This window comes from Photobacterium sp. HL06 (assembly GCF_059552575.1).
Genome location: NZ_CM183914.1, coordinates 1,797,266 through 1,817,999, shown reverse-complemented (window position 1 = coordinate 1,817,999; position 20,734 = coordinate 1,797,266). Strand labels below are relative to the sequence as shown.

20 protein-coding genes are annotated in these 20,734 nt (G+C 44.2%); 6 read left to right on the top strand and 14 right to left on the bottom strand.

Going from position 1 to position 20,734, the window contains the following annotated elements:
• Positions 1-247 precede the first annotated feature (247 nt).
• From AC51G0_RS08565 to efpL, 3 genes are all read right to left on the bottom strand, one after another.
• Positions 248-550, bottom strand: coding sequence for a DUF6506 family protein (locus AC51G0_RS08565; RefSeq protein ID WP_496301628.1), 303 nt, complete (start codon positions 548-550; stop codon positions 248-250).
• A gap of 147 nt (positions 551-697) precedes the next feature.
• Complete coding sequence (locus AC51G0_RS08560; RefSeq protein WP_496301627.1) at positions 698-1,177, bottom strand: GNAT family N-acetyltransferase; 480 nt, start codon at positions 1,175-1,177, stop codon at positions 698-700.
• Between the two features lie 341 nt (positions 1,178-1,518).
• Positions 1,519-2,094 (bottom strand): elongation factor P-like protein EfpL, encoded by a 576-nt coding sequence (gene efpL, locus AC51G0_RS08555; protein ID WP_496301626.1) that lies wholly within the window; start codon positions 2,092-2,094, stop codon positions 1,519-1,521.
• Between the two features lie 359 nt (positions 2,095-2,453).
• On the opposite strand from efpL, the gene AC51G0_RS08550 reads away from it, so the two are divergent.
• Together AC51G0_RS08550 and AC51G0_RS08545 are read left to right on the top strand one after the other, a co-directional pair.
• Positions 2,454-3,185: a protein-L-isoaspartate(D-aspartate) O-methyltransferase gene (locus AC51G0_RS08550; protein ID WP_496301625.1), complete on the top strand. Its 732-nt coding sequence runs from the start codon at positions 2,454-2,456 to the stop codon at positions 3,183-3,185.
• Positions 3,186-3,187: 2 nt separating this feature from the next.
• Complete coding sequence (locus AC51G0_RS08545; protein ID WP_496301624.1) at positions 3,188-5,593, top strand: spermidine synthase family protein; 2,406 nt, start codon at positions 3,188-3,190, stop codon at positions 5,591-5,593.
• A gap of 179 nt (positions 5,594-5,772) precedes the next feature.
• Here AC51G0_RS08545 and AC51G0_RS08540 read toward each other — a convergent pair whose 3' ends face one another.
• The 11 genes from AC51G0_RS08540 to AC51G0_RS08490 all read right to left on the bottom strand — a co-directional run bounded on the left by AC51G0_RS08540 (position 5,773) and on the right by AC51G0_RS08490 (position 15,686).
• Complete coding sequence (locus AC51G0_RS08540; RefSeq protein ID WP_496301623.1) at positions 5,773-6,546, bottom strand: class I SAM-dependent methyltransferase; 774 nt, start codon at positions 6,544-6,546, stop codon at positions 5,773-5,775.
• Positions 6,547-6,627: 81 nt separating this feature from the next.
• Positions 6,628-7,059: a serine hydrolase domain-containing protein gene (locus AC51G0_RS08535; RefSeq protein ID WP_496301622.1), complete on the bottom strand. Its 432-nt coding sequence runs from the start codon at positions 7,057-7,059 to the stop codon at positions 6,628-6,630.
• Positions 7,060-7,148: 89 nt separating this feature from the next.
• The gene (locus AC51G0_RS08530) at positions 7,149-7,619 is read right to left on the bottom strand and encodes a GNAT family N-acetyltransferase (RefSeq protein ID WP_496301621.1); all 471 of its coding nucleotides are present in this window, start codon (positions 7,617-7,619) and stop codon (positions 7,149-7,151) included.
• Positions 7,620-7,753: 134 nt separating this feature from the next.
• Positions 7,754-8,443, bottom strand: coding sequence for a pseudouridine synthase (locus tag AC51G0_RS08525; RefSeq protein ID WP_496301620.1), 690 nt, complete (start codon positions 8,441-8,443; stop codon positions 7,754-7,756).
• 181 nt (positions 8,444-8,624) lie between these two features.
• Complete coding sequence (locus AC51G0_RS08520; protein WP_496301619.1) at positions 8,625-9,335, bottom strand: class I SAM-dependent methyltransferase; 711 nt, start codon at positions 9,333-9,335, stop codon at positions 8,625-8,627.
• A gap of 123 nt (positions 9,336-9,458) precedes the next feature.
• On the bottom strand, positions 9,459-9,950 hold the full coding sequence (locus AC51G0_RS08515) for a hypothetical protein (RefSeq protein WP_496301618.1): 492 nt from the start codon (positions 9,948-9,950) through the stop codon (positions 9,459-9,461).
• A 3-nt stretch (positions 9,951-9,953) separates the two neighbouring features.
• Positions 9,954-10,412, bottom strand: a complete 459-nt coding sequence (locus AC51G0_RS08510) for a DUF5675 family protein (protein ID WP_496301617.1) — start codon at positions 10,410-10,412, stop codon at positions 9,954-9,956.
• 533 nt (positions 10,413-10,945) lie between these two features.
• Positions 10,946-11,401 carry a YaiI/YqxD family protein gene (locus AC51G0_RS08505; protein WP_496301616.1) on the bottom strand — a complete coding sequence of 152 codons (456 nt, stop codon included), beginning with the start codon at positions 11,399-11,401 and terminating at the stop codon, positions 10,946-10,948.
• Positions 11,402-11,566: 165 nt separating this feature from the next.
• A complete protein-coding gene (locus AC51G0_RS08500) occupies positions 11,567-13,162 on the bottom strand; it encodes an ABC-F family ATPase (protein WP_496301615.1) in 1,596 nt (531 codons plus the stop codon).
• Positions 13,163-13,337: 175 nt separating this feature from the next.
• On the bottom strand, positions 13,338-14,369 hold the full coding sequence (gene tdh, locus AC51G0_RS08495; protein ID WP_496301614.1) for an L-threonine 3-dehydrogenase: 1,032 nt from the start codon (positions 14,367-14,369) through the stop codon (positions 13,338-13,340).
• Between the two features lie 123 nt (positions 14,370-14,492).
• A complete protein-coding gene (locus tag AC51G0_RS08490) occupies positions 14,493-15,686 on the bottom strand; it encodes a glycine C-acetyltransferase (protein WP_496301613.1) in 1,194 nt (397 codons plus the stop codon).
• Between the two features lie 189 nt (positions 15,687-15,875).
• Between AC51G0_RS08490 and AC51G0_RS08485 the strand changes: the two genes are divergently transcribed.
• The 4 genes from AC51G0_RS08485 to AC51G0_RS08470 all read left to right on the top strand — a co-directional run bounded on the left by AC51G0_RS08485 (position 15,876) and on the right by AC51G0_RS08470 (position 20,692).
• Entirely contained in the window at positions 15,876-16,799 is a 924-nt protein-coding gene (locus AC51G0_RS08485; RefSeq protein WP_496301612.1) for a LysR family transcriptional regulator, read from the top strand.
• Between the two features lie 200 nt (positions 16,800-16,999).
• The gene (locus tag AC51G0_RS08480; RefSeq protein WP_496301611.1) at positions 17,000-17,443 is read left to right on the top strand and encodes a DUF4174 domain-containing protein; all 444 of its coding nucleotides are present in this window, start codon (positions 17,000-17,002) and stop codon (positions 17,441-17,443) included.
• A gap of 128 nt (positions 17,444-17,571) precedes the next feature.
• Positions 17,572-19,422, top strand: a complete 1,851-nt coding sequence (malZ, locus tag AC51G0_RS08475; protein ID WP_496301905.1) for a maltodextrin glucosidase — start codon at positions 17,572-17,574, stop codon at positions 19,420-19,422.
• 169 nt (positions 19,423-19,591) lie between these two features.
• Positions 19,592-20,692, top strand: coding sequence for an anhydro-N-acetylmuramic acid kinase (locus AC51G0_RS08470; RefSeq protein WP_496301610.1), 1,101 nt, complete (start codon positions 19,592-19,594; stop codon positions 20,690-20,692).
• The last annotated feature ends 42 nt before the right edge of the window (positions 20,693-20,734 follow it).

Below are 20,734 nucleotides of genomic sequence, written 5' to 3'. Positions count from 1 at the left end.
AGGATTCAGAGTGATATCAGCATGTCCAGTTCAAGGAAAATAGCGGCAGGAATGGTGGCCCCTTTCGCCGTTATTTGACATAGAAATGGGCTTGCTGAATCACTCCCAAAGGGCGAGTTGACTGGGCTGGTATGCTGTGTTGCTACTTTTTAACGTAGAGCCACTATGTTTTCAAATCAACGCCTTGCCTACCAGCCCAGTCATTCTCGCTGAAACGAGCATCTTGAGGTAGTTTGGGTATAATAGCTTATTCGCCTCTCAACATTTTAGATAATTTCAGCTCTTCAGTCTCCGAGAATGTCACATAGCCTATTGGGATATGTGAATTGACCTTCGAAATTATCGAATCAGCACTTTCTTTGCCGAACCCACCACATAGCTCAATAACTTGTACACCGCTATCAATTAAGGCATTAGCGACAGTAACCGCTTCATCATCGGACCTCACACCAATAATTACCGTTCGAAATAATTCAGTTTCAAGCACTGAACAATCATGCTTATAATCATAATTAGCCGCTTTAACAATAAACCCATAACTAACAATCATCTTAAACTCCTTTTCGTCGTCCCATGTTGCTAATCTAGGATAGACAGCAGCAATATGACGTTGCTTGACACCATGCTAATGTTGGATATCTGTTCTAAAAGCCTATTAAATTCACACTATCGGTGTTCTTTGTGCTTAACAAAGTTGTTATAAAGCTTTAGACATGTAGAGCAATGCCCAATATTCACCATTGAATGAACGCATACCTTCCTCTTTACCTGTTTCTTCGAATCCGAGTGACTGATAACAGTTAATCGCTTTTTTATTATTTTCAAAAACAGCCAAATTAAGCATTTTTGCATTCAAAACGGTCTTGGCATATCCGATAGCTAATTCAACAAGTACTTTTCCGTACCCTTTTCCACGTTGAGATTTATCACCAATTAATACTCGACATAATCGATAATTAGTTCGCGATTCCTGGAACAGCTCAATATAACCAATAGTATTATCATTATTCTTTAAAAGGAACGGAGTTACTTCCGGTCTTTGTACGTGTTCAATAATCTGCCGCTCTGTTAATGGGAACTTGTATATAGGCCCACTCCATAGGTAATTACACTCTTCAGAGGGTATCCAGTCGATCAACAAATTATATTCTTTCGAACTAAAGTGTTCTAAATACATTCATCTTCCTTTTCATTGATAATGCTTATCTTACTTAACACACCCGGTATATTATTCACATTCTATTCAACGAATTGTTGGTTCAATGCTAATCGCATTATCACACAAGCATATGAAATATTACGCATATCGTGAGTTATTGCAAGAAACCCGAAAGAAAAATTATCATCCTCGCTGTTAGCAACAACATGGCTATCATTGGTTGTCCCATTGTGCTCTTGATTTCTTCTACATAAAAGTACGGCTAAGTGTGTGCAAACTAAAAGGCCAGCACCGTAAACGGTGCTGGCCTTATCAATAATGCCGAATCTTGCGCATTACCTGATCATTTAGTATTTCTATTACTTTGAATCTGCACGACTCATGAACTTATGCTCTGCAGTATTGATCTTAATCTTTTCACCACTTGCAATATATTCAGGCACTTGAACAGACAAACCGGTAGAAAGAATCGCAGGTTTAGTACGAGCACTAGCAGATGCACCTTTAATTGAAGGATCTGTTTCAACAATCACTAACTCAACGGTCGCTGGAAGTTCGATAGCAACAGGTGAACCGTCAACAGTAAGTACTTGCAGGCCTTGTGTCTCTTCGGTGATGAAAAGTAACTCTTCTGAAATAGACTCTTTATTGAAGTTATAAGGCGTGTAGTCTTCGTTATCCATGAAGACGTACTCTTCACCATCAATATATGAGAAAGAAACTGGATGACGGCTAAAATCTGCAAGAGTGATCATCTCATCAGCTTTAAAACTCTCGTCAGCTTTCGCACCTGTTGCGACATCATAAAGGCGCATTCTGTAGAGACTCGCTCCAGCACGGCCACTAGGGGTTAGTTTGTTGATTTCTTTAACAAGAAATACCTTGCCGTTATGTTCGATAGCAGCAAACTTTTTAATCTCACTTGCCTTTGGCATGACAGTTTTTCCAATAAAAAATTGTGTAGTGAAAATACCATGAACTAGATTTTAGGCAAGTGCTGAGGGAATGAAGTGCTGTTCTTTTCACCAATTGCAACGCCTGTGATCAAGTCTGCCCCACTGAACCAGAAAATCGCACCGAACTCCGCACCATAAGCACCGAGTGTAACGCTTCATCCTTGATTACTTGTATGCTCTTAGTTCAACTGGCGAACCTTCCTATTAAATGCCTATTTATTGAATTAGACCTGATGGGTACGCCACACAGTTTATTGCCTACCCAGAAAAAACAGACGTTTGTTCTTCCTATACTCTATAGTGATTTAGCTATATCAAAATCCTGTAGGGAGTGCGCTATGGGTAGATTATTGTTTATGTTTATTACCTTTATCATATTCGGGTTCCAGCCCCTTGCCGCATTAGCCGTGAGTGATTCCGAAAAGTATGTCCGCGCCCGAGAGGACATGGTCCAAAGCCAGCTAAGCATGCGCGGCATTGTAGACAAGAGAGTGCTGACGGCAATGAAAAAGATCCCTAGGCATCTCTTTGTCCCAAAGATACTGGCTTTCAAGGCATACTCGGATTCCCCCCTGCCGATCGGCGAAGGACAGACCATATCACAGCCGTATATCGTTGCCCTGATGACGGAAATACTCGAACTCACGGGCCGTGAAAAAGTACTCGAGATCGGAACCGGCTCTGGATACCAGGCAGCGGTGCTTTCCGAGGTGGCAAAAGAGGTGATTAGCATCGAGATCAAGAAAAAGCTCTGCGCTAAGGCCAGCAGGCTTCTGGACTCTCTTGGTTATACCAATGTTGAGGCACTATGTGGTGACGGCTACTTCGGCTGGAATAAAGGAGCGCCCTATGATGCGATTATGATCACCGCCGCTGTTGACCATATCCCTCCGCCCCTTTTGGCGCAGCTCAAGGACGGAGGGCGGCTGGTTCTTCCCTTGGGAAATCCCTTCAGCTATCAGAATCTTGTGCTCGTCACCAAAAAGGGGGATGACTATAGGGTTTGGCAAATCGCCGGTGTTCTTTTTGTTCCCATGACCGGACACGCGATGCAGTCCTCCGGGAAATAGCAATGATTCTCCCGGTAGTTTTCCTTGTATCCCTTTCTTCTCTTGCCTTCGAGGTACTTCTGGCCAGGATCTTCTCGATCAGCCAGTGGAATCATCTCTCCTTTATGGTAATCAGCATCGCGCTTTTCGGCTTTGCTGCAAGCGGCACTTTACTGAGTATTCTCGATTCAAGGAAAAATGGCTGGATAAAGCGATTTGCTACAGGGAAAGCGATGTCGTTTTTGGTGCTTTTCTACAGTTGCTCAACGCTTATTTCCTTTATTATCCTAATAAAGCTTCCCCTTGATTACTTCAGGCTTCCACTGGAGTCAATTCAGGCGTTTTACCTTTTTCTTAGCTATACGCTTCTTGCGATACCATTTTTCTTCGCAGGTTTCGTTGTGCTGGCAGCTTATGTCGAGAAGCCGGAAAACACAGGCATCATCTACTTTTCCACTATGGCAGGTTCAGCTCTGGGAACAATTCTTCCCTCCCTATTACTGCCTTATATCGGGGAAGAAAAACTCGTCGTGACCGTTGCGATAGTCCCCCTTTGTTATGCAACTGTAGCCGCTTTTATAAAGAGTGAAAAAGTCGTCGATCCCCGCTCTCCGGCCCGGAATCTATTTTTTCCCCTAGTCAGCGTTTGTACTATGCTGCTGACCGCGATTCTGCTCTTCACCCCATGGGGCGTTGCTCAGCTAGCTGTCACCCCTTCGCCATATAAATCACTGAGCCAGCTTCTGCAATTTCCACATTCAACAGTCACAGAGTCGCTGAGCAGCATAACTGGCAAAATAGAAACCGTAACCAGCCCCTATATCCGTTATGCTCCGGGCCTCAGCCTCAAATATAGCGGCAGCCTTCCCGTGCAGAAATCCATTTTCCGGGACGGAGACGAGCAGCTGGTTCTCTATGGGGCAGACGGCAACTCAAAGGCGTTCGGCTTTGCTGAATTCACCTTACCGGCGGTAGGCTACGATCTTGTCCCTCTTCCCCAAAGCGCACTTCTTATCATAAGAGGCGGAGGAACCAGTATACCTGCGGCACTTGCTGCTGGGGTCCCAGAACTGTCAGTTATTCATGAGAGCCCCAGTATATCTCGAGCCATAGGGGAACATTACAACCTGCACACAACATCCGAAAATCCTCGAGTATTTCTCAGGCAGTCGCAAAGAAGATACGACATCATCCATCTTGAAAACTGGGGAACATCCCTGCCAGGATCTGGAGCACTGAGTCAGGAGTACCTTTTTACCACGGAAGCCTTCGGGGAGTATCTAAATCACCTTTCTGAAAAAGGTATCATCATCATCTCACGCAAGCTGCTTCTTCCTCCTTCCGACTCGCTCCGCCTTTTCTCCACGGCACTTGAGGCCCTACGGGAGCGCGGCAAAAAAAATCCACAGCACCACCTTGTTCTATTAAGAAACTGGGGGATTTTCACACTGCTCGTTAGCAAAAGTCCTATTGAAAATATAGAAACACCGATGGACTTTGCTGAAAAGCTGAATTTCGACATTGTTTATATCCGGGATATGCAGCCTTCCCTTGCCAATCGCTTCAATATTTTCGAACTCCCCCATCATTACCTTGCTGTCGAGAAGCTGATCCGGCATTACAGTGAACAAAGAGATAAACAATTTTTCGATGAGTATCTCCTGGATACCGCACCACAGGATGACCACAGGCCGTTCCCGGGCCGCTTTATCAAGTGGAACAGGTTAGGTGATCTGTACCAGAGCATGGGAAGCAGACCCTATTCGATGCTTCTTTCCGGCGAGGTCGTCATTGCTGTGGTTTTTTTCGAGGCGCTGGCCGTCGCTGCCCTGCTATTACTGCTTCCCAGATTCCTTGCCAAAGGGAGAAAAGAGAGAGTTCCTTTAGCGCAGAAGCTCTACTTCTTTTCCATCGGGGCAGGGTTTATGTTCGTGGAGATCTATTTTATTAAGGCCTATATCCTGATCTTTTCCAGCCCGGTGTTCAGCTTTACTTTCGTCCTGGCAGGTATTCTGCTCGCTTCCGGAATCGGCGGGTGGTGGTCTCAGAAAGTGGGAAGAAATGCAGTTATCTATTCTCTTACGGGTCTTTGCCTATTGCTCCTTGGCATTTTTATCTTTATGGATCTGCTTTTCGATTACCTTCTAGGATTACCAGCACTACTTCGCTATCTATTTGCCCTGCTTATACTTATTCCGCCGGGCATTTTAATGGGTGTGCCGTTCGCTCTGGGAATGCGTTGTCTCCTTACAACCCCTTTACAGCGAGCCTATGCCTGGGCGATGAACGGATGCGCCTCAGTACTCACCTCCATAGTAGCAGCTGGACTTGCCCTGCATTTCGGCATCCAGTCCATTATGCTTTGCGCAGTGGCATTTTACTTATTAGCAGGTCTTTGTTCAAAAGGAGCTGAAACCGAAAAAGAGTAGAACTGGGCATAGCACACTAAACTCCATCCCCAAGATGCCGAGTGTAACGCGTCACCTTGAGATCTTGTATATGCGTAGGCTACGGACTCTGTAACTAACAGTTCAGCAATATACTCATCAAAAAAAGCAGGTTAAGCGTACGCCAAACCTGCTTTTCCATCTCAAGTTAAGATAGTCAATTAACTTGCAATCACTAGCATTTCGAAATCGTTAATAGTCAACTCATGCTCGCGAGAAAAATCACCGAGATGGGCAGCGAAGATATCAATCTGCGTGAAACCCAGAGTTTTAAGTAACCAGTTGATCTCAACAGGCATGTACCAACGTTCGTTAGTATGTAGCACCTTTTCTTTTCCATTATCATCGACTACTGTCATTTCGGAAGTTTCACGGAAAGTCATAAGATTGAACCTCAGCTTTTCTTGGCTCGCATTACCTTCCTCTCTTGCTTCATTTATAAACTCTTGAACAGAGTTAAAGATTGGGAAAAGCCCGTTAAGCGTCGTAAAAATCAGCTTTCCACCTTTGGCCAGCGCATTTCTCGCATTCTGCAGGATCTCAAAATTCATTTCGTCTGTTTCCATCAACGGAAAACCGCCTTCACATAGCATGATGATAAGATCAAACTCACTATTAAACGGTAGGTTACGCGCATCAGCAACCCTGAAATCAATATCTAACTGTTCGGCAGCAGTTTTCTCTTTTGCGCGTACAATTTGAGACTCAGAGAGATCTACCCCCACCACATTGATGTAACCGCGTTTGGTCAGTTCAATTACATGGCGGCCAGTACCACAACCGATATCGAGAATCCGAAGTTGTTTGTTGTAGATAGACTCCTTTTCGATAAAGTCACACTCGCCTAAAGTGCCTTGAGTAAAGCACTCTTTATCATACTGCTTACCGTAGTTTTCAAAAAGTTCTTCGTACCACTGTTTTTGTTGCTTGCTCATAAGTAATTTTTGTCTAATTCGAGTTTATTTAATATTAGTTAGTTTCGTATTAGCTACAGTATTAATTGTGACAATCATTAATCAGACATCTTTAAGAGAGGATTGCAAGTCCATGGCGAATTTTGCAAGGTCGTGAGATGTAGTCCATAAACCAGCGGCTGCTTGCTCTGGATAAATATGGTATCCCCCTTCGATAGGTTTATTTTGTTGAGTGTAACCAGTGGCAACGTTATGTCTAAATTCATTGGGAAGAGGTTGCTTGAAAGTACTATTAGTCATCTTTAACGGCTTTAATACTTTCTGGAACATTAGTTGTTCAAATTCTTTACCCTCATTATCAATTAGTAACTGTTGCAATACAGTGTAAGCACCGCCAGAATAACGATAACTACTACCCGGTAATTTATTCACCTCAACCGTCGCTGAGTTAGCGGATGACTTGCCGTCTAAAATTTGGGTTAAAGTTGGTAGATTTTCACTTATCTTATAACCAGAAAAACCAGAAACAGTCAAGCCACTAGTGTGATTGAGTAGATGTTTAATTAGCACCTTATGGGGGGCGAAAACAGCTTAAATTTATCTGTTGACGCCATAATCGTTTGTTATGTGGTAATTTGAAAAGCCATTATAACCACTGAATCATCGACGTCATTTGCCGAGTGTAAAACCTGAAAACCATGCTTTTGGTAAAGTCCGACATTATGACTTTCGCATTGAAGGTATAGCTTCGCAACCCCCAAGTTGGATGCCTTATCTTTAACTTTGATAATGAGCTGGTTTGATATTCCTTTACCTCTATGTTCAGGCGCTACAAACACCCCACCTAACCAATGCACATACTCAGGATAGTGTTTATTTTCTCGGTACTTTAGCTCTGCGACACCAACGAGATCACTGCCTTTCCTAGCTATGATAGCCAAAGGAATACTGTTTCGATTGGTTGACTTTTCCGTAACTTTCTCAAGCACCATTTTTTCGGAAACATTGGGAGCGTGACAAGCCCACTCATTGTAATACCATCGAGCTATCGTATTTGCCTCATGCGGATAATCCGCAAGTAGAGTTATTTCCATATATCCTCTTAAACACATAACGGCTGCTACTAAGGGATCCCCACGAAATCCCTTTACTGTTCAATAAGTAGACACACATCCTGCCTTCTGATCTAATGGATTCACCAAGTGCATCGAACTTCATACTACTTGATTTAAATGGCAAATGACTGCACTTCATCCGCAGTCAAATAGCGCCATTGCCCAACCTCAACATCTAGAGATATTTTCCCAATTTTTTCACGGTGTAGCGAAACAACACGATTACCAACAGCAGTAAACATACGCTTAACTTGATGAAATTTGCCCTCTGTTATCGTTAAAAGTACCTCTTTGGGACTAATAACCTCTAATTTTGCTGGCAAAGTCAATTTCTGTTCACCCTGTAATTTAACGCCATTTTTAAATTTGAAGGCAACATCATCCGCAATGGGATGATATAAACCTACACGGTAAACTTTTTCACATTGCATGGTAGGCGTAGTTATATTGAACGACCAACGTCCGTCATCGGTTACCAGAACCAAACCAGTTGTGTCAGCATCCAAACGCCCTGCTATATGAAGTTCAGATACTTTATCAACGTCTATATGATTGAATAAAGATGGATAAACCTCATCAATATTTGAACAAATGGTATCTGCAGGTTTATGCATTAGAATGTAGCGGAAGCTGCGAGCTTTCAACCTTTGACCGTTGAGAGTTATTTTGTTGTTTTCATGAACCTGAGTTGCTTCATTTAATATAACGTCGTCATTAACTATCACCTCTCCAGCATTTATCAATTGGGTTGCTTCATATTTCGTTAACTCGGTGCTTTTACAAACAAATTTATCAAGGCGCATTGCAGACAACATTAAGGGTATGGACAGAGATGGTCATTATCCTTACTCACAGATAATAAGCAACAGGTCACTGACTTATGAGGAGGCTAGCCGCTTTTTGTGTATCGCCTGCAATAAGGTGTGCCCCACTGAACCAGCAAAGCGCACCGAACTCCATACCAAAACCGCCGAGTGAAACGCGTCATCTTGATGTTTTTGTTAAGCAAATGCTTTCTTTGCAGCCTCCATACACCGAGAAATTATAATACTTCCAAGCGATGTCTATATCTGAAAACCCTAGAGCCTCAAGCCATTTTAATTGATCCATTAATTTTGCTGGTCTATCTTCATTTCGGTAATTTTGGAGCCATTTACCTTCAATCTCTTCCTCTGAAACAGTCTTTTTCATAAACGATTTCCATTTGCTCATATATGCAGCTTGGATTTTGTCGTTTGAACCTAGTATGACGTCAGCATTGAAAAATACACCATTAGGTCGAAGCGAATCATAGACCTTTCGATAAAAATCAATTTTATCCTTATCTGTTACAAGGTGATGTAGCGCTAGAGATGAAACAACGACATCATAGTCGTCATCAAAAGAATAATCTCCGAAGTCACCAACCTGATAACGAATATCCGTGAAATTACTTAGTTTCAATCGTGACATTTCAATCATATTGTCAGCAAGGTCAAGGCATGTGATTCTAGCATTTGGATATTCTTGCTTAATGCTCCTGGATATTGTCCCAGTACCACAACCAAGATCTATCACATTTATAGACTCAGATTTATCAAATGGGATCATTGAAACTAGAGCTTCTATCATCTCCTCGTAATACGGAATAAGTTTCAAGATTATCTGGTCAAATTCCTTCGCTTCTTCCTCAAAATGTTTCTTTACGATATCCATATCATCTCCAATTATTTGTCTAACGCCCGCAATAAAGTGTGCCACGAAGCACACCGAACTCCATACCAAACCGCCGAGGGTAAAGCATCACCTTGATGGCCTCTGTTAGCTTTTGAAGAGTGACTAATCGACAGTCTGAATTGATATACTCTCTAACCGTTCAATAAGCCGCTGTGTAAGTGGTAGTAACTCTGGCTTTCCATCTTTTGAGTACTTTCTCAGCGACTCAATGAGTTTAGCTTTTACTTGCTCAAGATGTTCTGATTCTGAGCCGGTAAAATCAGTAAAAACAATTCCATCCAATTCATCTAACCAGTCCACAAAAGAATCTGGATACTCAGATAAGATAATCAGAGTAGGCTCAGTATTATTTATCAAAGCAGTAACAATTAGCGGCGATACTTCACCAGAAACTCCTCCATCCCGATTGACCCATATCTCAATCAATGTGTTTACCACAGGGATAACAGATATTTGATCACCTTTATTCAAAACCGTTTCAATTGATGAGTAACTTTTTTGCATCCATTCTAGGTTTAATGTGTCTCTCAATGATGCACTAAAAGCAGGAAGTGCCGATAATAAAATTGCAAATAATGCTATCCTCCTAAACATACATTAACTCTCTAGCTGATTGGTGATTGGTGATTGGTGATTGGTGATTTTTATTTCAACATTTTGATACTTAGAAAGCTCAGAAAAGATCTCTTTCAGCGCAGCCTTGCTATTACCAACATAATAATGTTGATCTTTCAGAACACCCCATGTTTTTCCAGGCATTAAGCATCCCTCTGTATTCTTATGATAATTACCAGCGTAAATGAGTATATACTTCCTGCCCGGAACATCTTTTAACTCATAGACATCTTTGTATTTTGCCCCATGAAAAGGTTCTACCTTATATTTTCCTACAGTTATTCGCTTGTCCGAATTTTCAACTATTGAATCAGGTCCTCCGGGCTCCAATACGAACCAACTTTTGTTTACACCTTCTATGGTTAATTTACCCAGTGTAGTTTCGCCAAACTGCTTAATGCGTTTCACGTTTATTGTTACTTTGTTTTTGATAACCACCATTTTTCTAACCTCAATATTTAATCTTGTTTAACACTGCATGTTATCCAAATGGGCCATCAAAAACATTCTCAAAGTAGATTTTACGGATCCAACTCAATACGTTGATGTATATGACTTTTCTATCTTTTACATGAGCTGTGTACGTAGGCTAGAAAGCTAACATTTTATCTACGAACTCAGCTCGCTATATCTCGCATTTATCTGAGTTACACGAATCAAATCTACGACTTGCGTTCGGGATATCACACAACCAACAATGCACAAAACTGTTGTCAGTATGGTATAAAACACCATACAGATATCAAACAAGGGACATATATAAAACGAGGAAATATGAAGAAGAAATACTTTTGGAAAAGAACGTAAGGAATACTTCAACCCTTATCGGGAAAAGCTAATTTGGAGGTTATATTAGCAATAACGTTAGCAAACTCATGTAAGTGATTTATGCTATGTTTGAATTATAACTAACACAAGGTAGACACTGAGCAAGAAACCAGGGTAACAACGCTTGCTACCCCAACCATTACAAATTATTGTTTTTTATGGTTTTTAGCCATAAACGCATCCAACTTATTGGCGAAGTTTTGACGGTCAGCTTGGTTCAACGCAGCAGGGCCGCCCGTTTGAATACCGCTACTTCTCATGGTTTCCATAAAATCACGCATTTGCAAACGCTGCTTGATCGTATCTTTAGTGTACATCTCACCACGTGGATTCAAAGCATGCGCACCTTTGGTGATCAGCTCATCAGCAAGCGGGATATCAGCTGTGATCACCAAATCACCGACTTCAGCCTGTTGAACTATATAGTCATCGGCAACATCAAATCCTGATTCCACTTGAATCGATTTAATATGCGGTGAAGGCGGTACACGAACATAGTGGTTTGCTACTAAGGTAACAGCTACCCCTACCCGGTTTGCGACTCGAAATAAAATCTCTTTAATCACATTCGGACACGCATCAGCATCAACCCAAATCTGCATTTTTATCCCTTCTAGTGTTTATTCTTTATTACTGAATATCAGCGCTCGATGAATTCACGAATTGCTAGTTTACATACAGTGCACTCATCGACTCATCATAGATAGCATACAAAAAAGCCGCCATGATGACATGACGGCTTTCGCAACATCTTAAAGAGACGTCGATTAGCCTGTTAGACCTTGCTTACGTAGGTACTCGTCGTAAGTACCGTGGAAATCTTCAACACCGTCTTTGGTAATTTCAAGGATGCGAGTCGCAATCGAAGATACGAACTGACGGTCATGAGATACAAACATTAGTGTACCTTTGAAGTTCTCAAGCGCAAGGTTCAACGCTTCGATAGATTCCATATCCATGTGGTTGGTTGGCTCATCCATCAGAAGGATGTTTGGTTTTTGCATAATTAGCTTACCAAACAACATACGACCTTGTTCACCACCAGAAATGACTTTTACCGATTTCTTGATGTCGTTTTGTGAGAACAGCATACGACCAAGGATACCGCGAACTACCTGCTCGTCGTCACCTTCGTTTTTCCACTGGCCCATCCAATCAAGTAGTGTCATGTCTTCAGCGAAGTCTGCACTGTGGTCCTGCGCATAGAAACCGATGTTGTGGTTTTCAGACCACTTAACCATACCTTCCATTGGTTCCATTGCACCAGCAAGGGTATTTAGGAACGTTGATTTACCGATACCATTCTGACCGATGATTGCAATACGCTCGCCCACTTCAACCATTAGCTTAACGCCGTTGATTAGAATGTTTTCACCGTAGCCTTGCTTCAGGCCTTCCACTTCTAGAGCATTACGGAAAAGTGGTTTTTCCTGGTCAAATCGAATGAACGGGCTCTGACGGCTTGATGCTTTCACTTCATCAAGTTGGATCTTATCAAGCTGCTTCTGACGAGAAGTCGCTTGTTTTGCTTTCGATGCGTTAGCAGAGAAACGGCTTACGAACGTTTGCAGTTCAGCCATCTGTGCCTTCTTCTTCGCATTATCGGCATGCAGACGCTCACGCGCTTGTTCTGCCGCGATCATGTATTCATCATAGTTACCAGCGAATAGGCGAAGTTCACCGTAGTCCAGATCAGCCATGTGAGTACAAACACTGTTCAGGAAGTGACGGTCGTGCGAGATGATGATCATTGTGCAGTTACGTGCCAACAAAATCTCTTCCAACCAGCTAATTGTGTGGATGTCCAAGTTGTTCGTCGGTTCATCAAGTAGCATTACGTCTGGTTCAGCAAACAGAACCTGTGCAAGAAGCACACGTACTTTAAGACCTGGAGCAACTTCACTCATTAGGCCGAAATGCTGCTCTTCTGGAATACCAAGGCCAAGCAGTAATTCACCGGCACGCGCTTCCGCTGAGTAACCGTCCATTTCTGCAAATTCAGTTTCTAAATCGCCAACGCGCATACCATCTTCATCTGACATTTCAGGTAAAGCATAGATACGGTCACGCTCTTCTTTTACTTTCCAAAGCTCTTTGTGACCCATAATAACGGTATCAACAACAGAGAACTCTTCGAAAGCAAACTGATCCTGGCCCAATTTGGCCATGCGCTCGTTTGGATCCAATGAAACAGTACCGGCAGACTGCTCTAATTCGCCGCCCAAGATTTTCATGAAGGTTGACTTACCACAGCCATTCGCACCGATTAGGCCGTAACGGTTACCACCGCCGAATTTAACTGAAATATTTTCAAACAATGGCTTATCGCCAAACTGCATCGTAATGTTAGCTGTAGAAATCAATGTACTGTTCCATAAATAGTTTATGTATCAAGCATTAAAAAAGCCGACGTTATCCGTCAGCTTTTTTATTTTAATTGCGGCGGAGTATATCAGGTTTCGTGACATACATCACCCTTGTCATGAGATATAAAAAAAACGCTGATAAACAGCGCTTTTTTACTAGGGATTTTGTCGATTATTCCCAATCAAGAATCACTTTGCCCGACATACCAGAGCGCATGATATCGAAGCCTTGCTGGAAATCATCAATCTTGTAGTGGTGAGTGATGATAGGTGTCAGATCTAGGCCAGACTGGATCAAGCTCGCCATCTTGTACCATGTCTCGAACATCTCGCGGCCATAGATACCTTTGATGATCAGGCCTTTGAAAATGACCTGGTTCCAATCGATACCCATATCTGATGGCGGAATACCCAGCAGTGCGATTTTACCACCGTGGTTCATGCTCGTTAGCATGCTGTTGAATGCCGATGGGTTACCAGACATTTCCAGACCAACATCAAAGCCTTCCGTCATACCAAGCTCGGCAGTCACATCTTCCAGCTTCTCTTTGGCAACATTCACCGCACGGGTAACACCCATTTCGCGAGCAAGATCCAGGCGGTATTCGTTCACATCAGTGATCACAACGTGACGTGCACCAACATGTTTTGCCACCGCTGCAGCCATGATACCAATCGGGCCAGCACCAGTGATCAGCACGTCTTCGCCAACCAGGTCAAAAGATAGGGCTGTATGAACCGCATTACCAAACGGGTCGAAAATTGAAGCAAGATCATCTGAAATTTCATCAGGGATCTTAAATGCATTGAATGCTGGAATCACAAGGAACTCTGCAAACGCACCTTCACGGTTTACGCCGACACCGGTTGTGTTACGGCATAGGTGAGTACGCCCACCACGACAGTTGCGGCAGTGACCACAAGTAATGTGACCTTCGCCTGAAACACGGTCGCCAATTTCAAAGCCACGCACTTCCTGGCCGATTCCAACCACTTCACCTACGTATTCATGGCCAACAACCATAGGAACAGGAATGGTCTTCTGAGACCATTCATCCCAATTGTAGATATGAACGTCAGTACCACAAATTGCTGTTTTCTTAATGCGGATAAGCAGATCATTATGACCCATCTCTGGCTTTTCCACTTCTGTCATCCAAATGCCTTCTTCAGGCTTTAGTTTAGAAAGAGCTTTAATTTTCATGACCTTTATCTCAACAAATAGTATTGCAGGGAAAATATCAGGGACGAGTTACTACTGTTTTTATTGGAGTACATTCTCCCCGCCCCTGTTTTTGCATTAGCTCGCTTTCACGATATGAAGCAATTAGATGATGCCCATCTCTTTGCCCACTTCGATGAATGCATCGATAGCTTTATCAAGTTGTTCACGAGTGTGAGCAGCAGACATCTGAGTACGAATTCGCGCCTGGCCTTTTGGAACAACAGGGAACGAGAAGCCGACTACATAAATACCTTTAGCCAGCGAACGCTCTGCAAATTCTGCAGCCACTTTTGCATCACCCAGCATAATTGGGATGATGGCATGATCGGCACCCGCCATGGTGAAACCAGCTTCTGTCATACGCGCACGGAAGTGAGCCGCGTTGTCCCACAGTTGGTCACGTAGCGAACCGCTCTCTTCAAGCAAGTCAAGAACACGAATTGATGCTGAAACAATCGCTGGCGCTACTGAGTTAGAGAACAAGTACGGACGAGAACGCTGACGCAGCCAGTCAATCACTTCTTTCTTACCAGAAGTATAGCCGCCTGATGCTCCGCCCATCGCCTTGCCAAGAGTGCCTGTGATGATATCGATACGATCGATCACATCATGATATTCATGTGTACCGCGGCCGTTTGCACCCATGAAGCCCACAGCGTGAGAATCATCAACCATAACCAATGCATCGTACTTGTCTGCAAGATCACAGATAGCTGGTAGATTCGCTACCACACCATCCATAGAGAAAACACCGTCAGTAACGATCAGCTTGTGACGAGCCCCTGCTTCATTGGCAGCAATTAGCTGCTCTTCCAGCTCTTGCATGTTGTTGTTTGAGTAACGGAAACGCTTCGCTTTACATAGACGAACACCGTCAATGATTGATGCATGGTTCAATGCGTCAGAAATAATCGCATCTTCAGGGCCAAGAATCGTTTCAAATAGGCCAGCATTAGCATCGAAGCATGAGGTATAAAGAATAGTGTCTTCCATACCCAGGAAGTGAGACAGTTTCTGCTCCAGCTCTTTGTGAGAATCCTGAGTACCACAAATAAAGCGTACTGATGCCATACCAAAACCATGATGATCCATACCCGCTTTCGCAGCTTCGATAAGATCTGGGTGGTTAGCAAGGCCTAGATAGTTGTTTGCACAGAAGTTAAGAACTTCTTCACCAGTTTGAATAGAAACAGCAGCTTTTTGTGCTGATGTGATAACACGTTCTGATTTGTATAAACCTTCAGCTTTTACTTGTTCGATTTGCTGTTTGATTTGATCGTAGAATGCAGCTGACATGATGTTCCTCTCAATTATGACTTCCGTGAATGCACGCTATGGCGGCACCCACCAGACAATAATCCATATAATCAGGTTAGGTGATCTGCCTGAAAAAATGTTCATTTAACAGGATGTTTGAACTCCAGCCATTCTAATCCAAGCGCATTCAGACTATTATCCCCTGACCTGGAAAAGGACTATTGAACTATGGACACAAATAAACTGATTGCCCTTATGCCGGAGCTGGCTGTTTTTAAAATTGTTGTGGATGAAGGCAGCTTCACCGCAGCAGCCAAAAAGTTAGGGGTTACCCCGTCGGCACTGAGCAAACAGCTCTCGCGCCTCGAACATACGCTATCGGCCAAACTTCTTGAAAGAACGACCCGCAAACTGGTGATCACCGAATCGGGCAAAGGGATCTATGACCAATGCTGTGCGATGCTCGATGCAACCAAACAAATCGTTGAGTTCACTAGCTCTGAACACACCACTCCGTCAGGTACGCTTACCGTGGCCGCTCCAAAAGCTTTTTTAAGCATTGTGCTGCAGCCCCTGGTCACTCCTTTTCTTACTCAATACCCTGATATTGAACTCAAGCTCAAAGCGTCTGATGGCGAGATTGACCTGGTCTCTGAAGGGATTGATGTTGTATTTCGTCTGACAGAAAAACCGTCAGAAGGCCTGGTATTGAAACAGATAGGCAAAGTGAGTCTGAGCCTATGTGCTAGCCCTGATTACCTGGCCCTGCGAGGCACGCCTAAAGTGCCAACTGATCTACTCGAACATGATTGCATCTACCTTGGGGAAACAGCGACTGATCATATATGGGATTTCGTGAAGGGGGATGAATTTCACACCATACCCGTTAAAGGTCGTTACGCAGTCAACCATTCGCAGATGCGCCTGAGGGGTGTGCTCGACGGACTCGGTATCGGTATTTTCCCAGATTTTGTGATCAAGAAAGCACTAGAAGAAGGTACGGTCAAAGAAGTACTTAGCGACTGGACAATCAAGGGCAACTACCAAGGTGACATCGCACTGCAGTTTGCCCAGACGAAGTTTATGCCTGCACGACTGCGTGTTTTTATTGATTATGTCTCAGAACATTTATACCAATACACCGTTCATTAATTTCAATCACCTACCTCTTTATGATGGCGTAGCACAAAATCATGCTGATTGGCTTCTCAAGCCATAGACTATACTGGTTTTAGTGGATTTTTGTTTGATACTAAACGGCTACAGTTGATCCAAACTATCTACTGCGCCGTTTATATTGATGTTAGAACGTCCCATTCTCTATCGGTATAACCGGAATCAGGAGAGCTATAATGAAAGCTCTTATTTGTTGCCTATACTCAGCCTTTATTCTCATCTCTGGAAGCGCTCTTTCCTACCCGATGGACTCGCTGCACTGGAATCACCGAAGTATTTTATTTTTTGCGCCGGAAAAAGATCACTATGTGCAAGAGTTCATCAAGCAAACGCTGATGAATGACTGCCTGCTCGAGGAGAGGGACATCAAAACCGTGATCATTACCCATGATGGTTTTAACCAACCAGCAGATGTATTTAGCCCAGAAGATATACGTTTTCTGGAGAAGAAATATAATATTTCCCAAGGTACCCATACGGCTATTCTGATCGGAAAAGACGGCCTGGAAAAATACCGTTGGGGGGAAGTGACCAATTGGAGCTACCTCACTGAGTTCATCGATAAAATGCCACTACGCCAACAAGAAATGGCATTCCGCCCCAGCCGTTGCTCTATCTAGCACAATGCGGCACATCTTCTACGCCTCTTCTTCTACGCCGGGTTATTTCTGAACAAGGGGGATTCAATTTTTTGCTCAAGACAGTATCTTGTAACTCATGATCTTCCAACTGGCTGTGAATAACAATGATGAAGACGCCCTATTTATATCACGGACAAGATGCCTTTTGGGTTAGCCCAAACCAGCACAGCATGACACTGACCCTGGTCAGTGAATCAGACATACTCATTTCAGCTATCTTCATTCGTTGTGAGCCGGACAACGAAGAAATGCTCGTTGATATGGAACGCGGAAATACACATGGTCGCCTGCAGTACTGGCATGGCGAAATACCACTGAATAACGATACACCACTGACCCATTACTGTTTTAAGATCATGCAAAACAGCCGCCAGTGGTGGTTGCACGGCAATGGCATTTCCCCCCGAGTGCCCGGTAAAGAGTCACACTTCAAATACAATAAACAAGATCAGCCACCAGCCTGGGTGAAAGAGCAGGTATTTTACCAGATCTTCCCTGACCGTTTCGCAAACGGTGATCCATCCATCAGTGTTCAAAGTGATGAATACTGCCTCAAAGGTGATGAGCGCCCAACCATCGCCAAGGCATGGGGTGAACCTGTTTCTAGCCACGGTGCTGACGGTCCGGCTGAATTCTTCGGCGGGGATCTTACAGGGATCCATAGCAAGTTCGATTACCTTCAGGAACTAGGTATTACGGCCTTATACCTGAACCCAATCTTTACCGCACCAAGCAACCACAAATATGACACAACGGACTATCAAAATATTGACCCGCATTTAGGCACCAATGCACAGTTCGCTGAGATGGTAGCGGATCTTCATCAGCGCGATATGAGGATCATGCTGGACGCTGTTTACAACCACACCTCCGTCAATCACCCTTGGTTCGATATGTATCAGCGCAACCAAGGTGAAGCTGGCGCCTATAGCCATCCAGAATCGAAGTATCGCCACTACTATCAATTCGATGGTGACAGCAATGATTACATTGGCTGGAACGGTATTGCGACCCTGCCAAAACTGAACTTCTCAAACCCTGAGGTACGAAGCTACATCTATTCAGGAGAGGATGCCGTCATTAAGCAGTGGCTACGCCCTCCTTACAATATTGATGCATGGCGTTTTGATGTCATCCATATGCTGGGTGAAGGTGCAGGGGCTACCAACAATGCCCACTATGTTCGGGCATTCCGCGAGTCTGCCAAGTCTATAAACCCAGATTGTTACGTGCTTGGTGAACACTTTTTCGAAGCAAGCCAATGGCTACAGGGCGATCAGGAAGATGGTGCAATGAACTATTACGGTTTTGCCCATCCGTTACGTGCCTTCTTTGCTCAGAAAGATATTGCCTATCACTGTTGTCAAATTGAAGCCGAAGAACTGGTGGATTGGCTCAACGAGGCTCGCAGTAAAATTCCGTGGCTAAATCAACTATCACAACTGAACCAACTCGACAGCCATGACACGATGCGTTTCTTGACGATGCTGGACAATGACCACGAAACCATGCAGCTTGCCCTGCTGATGCTCTTCGCTTATGTCGGCACCCCCTGTCTCTACTACGGTACAGAAGTAGCGCTGGAAGGCGGCCAAGATCCGGACAACCGTCGTTGCTTCCCGTGGGAACGTACTGAAAAGCCTCATGCTATGTTCGAGTACGTAAAACAACTTACCGCTATTCGTAAAGGTACAGAGTCACTACAGGCAGGAAGCATACAATGGTTGGTTGCCGAGCATAAACAGCTCGCCTTTGCCCGCACGCTGGGCGATGAAGTCACGCTCTGCCTGCTCAATAACAGTTCGAGTGCCAAAACCATTGAAGTACCAGTTTGGAAGCTGGGGCTCGAGGAGGCACTATTAAACGATCAGCTAACGGGTGATGAATGGCAAACGAAGAAAGGAATGCTATCGATCACCTTAGCCGGTAAAGAAGGCTTGCTACTAACAACGGCTTGATTGCCCGCTCACTCCGGCCAGCCAAAAGTTGGCCGGAACCTTGTCCTCCTCGCGTATTCAGGTGTAAAAAACACCACTTGCTGGCCTATTGTGAATAAGGTTTGCTGAGTTTCTTACTTCCATGTAAATATAGAACTCTTTGGTCAGTTTCTTGCACATAACCGAGGCAATGATGGGTTCTGAACGCTATATCGGAATAATGTCTGGCACCAGCATGGATGGTGTCGATACTGTTTTGGTCGACATTGAAGACGGCAATATACAATTGCTCTGTGAGCATGCCTTCCCGATGGGTGAAAACCTTAAACAGTCCTTGCTTGATATTTGCTTGGGCCAGCCCACCAACCTACAGGCTATTGGCGAGCTGGATCACCGCCTAGGCCACCTCTTTGCCGATGCCGTTACTGCATTGCTGAACAAAGCAAACGTAGATCCTTCCTCTGTCACAGCAATCGGAAGCCACGGACAAACCGTATTTCACTCACCGGATACCGAATATGCTTTCACCATGCAGCTCGGTGATGCCAATATCATTTCGGCCAAAACAGGCATTACCACCGTCGCCGATTTTCGCCGCAAAGATATGGCTTATGGTGGACAAGGCGCCCCCCTCGTACCCGCCTTTCATCAACAGCTATTTAGCCAACCGGATCTCACCGGGGTTGTGTTAAATATCGGCGGCATTGCCAATATCACCGTACTGAGCCCGGGAAAACCCGTCACAGGCTATGATACTGGCCCCGGTAATATGCTGATGGATGCCTGGATTAACAAACATAAAGGACAGCGCTACGATAACGAAGGTGCTTGGGCACAGTCAGGCCGTGTCGACTTGGGGCTACTTTCGTCACTGATGAGTGATCCGTACTTCACCCTTCCACCTCCGAAAAGCACAGGCCGCGAGCTGTTCAATCTTCCTTGGCTTGAGAGTCACTTAAACACATTCAACCTTTGCCCTGAAGATGTCCAGCGCACGCTGGTTGAATTTACCGCCGTTACCATTGCCAATGATGTCAAAAAGGAAGACGCCGGAGAGTTATTAGTATGTGGCGGAGGAGCGCATAACCCGCTCATTATGGGCCGATTAACTGAGCTACTACCGAGCTGGAAGGTGATAACCACCGCTGACCGTGGAATCGATATCGATAATATGGAAGCAATGGCATTCGCCTGGCTGGCTTATCGTACCATTCACCAGTTACCCGGTAACCTACCCGAAGTGACAGGCGCAAAGCAGCTTACCAGCCTCGGTGCTATTTATCCCGCGTGACAATATCCAACCCACACTGTTAATGCTGGCTGGTCTGCTTTT

Excerpts from the sequence above, each read along its gene's own strand:
- AC51G0_RS08565 (WP_496301628.1), bottom strand. The coding sequence starts at position 550 with ATGATTGTTAGTTATGGGTTTATTGTTAAAGCGGCTAATTATGATTAT.
- AC51G0_RS08560 (WP_496301627.1), bottom strand. The coding sequence starts at position 1,177 with ATGTATTTAGAACACTTTAGTTCGAAAGAATATAATTTGTTGATCGAC.
- efpL (WP_496301626.1), bottom strand. The coding sequence starts at position 2,094 with ATGCCAAAGGCAAGTGAGATTAAAAAGTTTGCTGCTATCGAACATAAC.
- AC51G0_RS08550 (WP_496301625.1), top strand. The coding sequence starts at position 2,454 with ATGGGTAGATTATTGTTTATGTTTATTACCTTTATCATATTCGGGTTC.
- AC51G0_RS08545 (WP_496301624.1), top strand. The coding sequence starts at position 3,188 with ATGATTCTCCCGGTAGTTTTCCTTGTATCCCTTTCTTCTCTTGCCTTC.
- AC51G0_RS08540 (WP_496301623.1), bottom strand. The coding sequence starts at position 6,546 with ATGAGCAAGCAACAAAAACAGTGGTACGAAGAACTTTTTGAAAACTAC.
- AC51G0_RS08530 (WP_496301621.1), bottom strand. The coding sequence starts at position 7,619 with ATGGAAATAACTCTACTTGCGGATTATCCGCATGAGGCAAATACGATA.
- AC51G0_RS08525 (WP_496301620.1), bottom strand. The coding sequence starts at position 8,443 with ATGCGCCTTGATAAATTTGTTTGTAAAAGCACCGAGTTAACGAAATAT.
- AC51G0_RS08520 (WP_496301619.1), bottom strand. The coding sequence starts at position 9,335 with ATGGATATCGTAAAGAAACATTTTGAGGAAGAAGCGAAGGAATTTGAC.
- AC51G0_RS08515 (WP_496301618.1), bottom strand. The coding sequence starts at position 9,950 with ATGTTTAGGAGGATAGCATTATTTGCAATTTTATTATCGGCACTTCCT.
- AC51G0_RS08510 (WP_496301617.1), bottom strand. The coding sequence starts at position 10,412 with ATGGTGGTTATCAAAAACAAAGTAACAATAAACGTGAAACGCATTAAG.
- AC51G0_RS08505 (WP_496301616.1), bottom strand. The coding sequence starts at position 11,401 with ATGCAGATTTGGGTTGATGCTGATGCGTGTCCGAATGTGATTAAAGAG.
- tdh (WP_496301614.1), bottom strand. The coding sequence starts at position 14,369 with ATGAAAATTAAAGCTCTTTCTAAACTAAAGCCTGAAGAAGGCATTTGG.
- AC51G0_RS08490 (WP_496301613.1), bottom strand. The coding sequence starts at position 15,686 with ATGTCAGCTGCATTCTACGATCAAATCAAACAGCAAATCGAACAAGTA.
- AC51G0_RS08485 (WP_496301612.1), top strand. The coding sequence starts at position 15,876 with ATGGACACAAATAAACTGATTGCCCTTATGCCGGAGCTGGCTGTTTTT.
- AC51G0_RS08480 (WP_496301611.1), top strand. The coding sequence starts at position 17,000 with ATGAAAGCTCTTATTTGTTGCCTATACTCAGCCTTTATTCTCATCTCT.
- malZ (WP_496301905.1), top strand. The coding sequence starts at position 17,572 with ATGAAGACGCCCTATTTATATCACGGACAAGATGCCTTTTGGGTTAGC.
- AC51G0_RS08470 (WP_496301610.1), top strand. The coding sequence starts at position 19,592 with ATGATGGGTTCTGAACGCTATATCGGAATAATGTCTGGCACCAGCATG.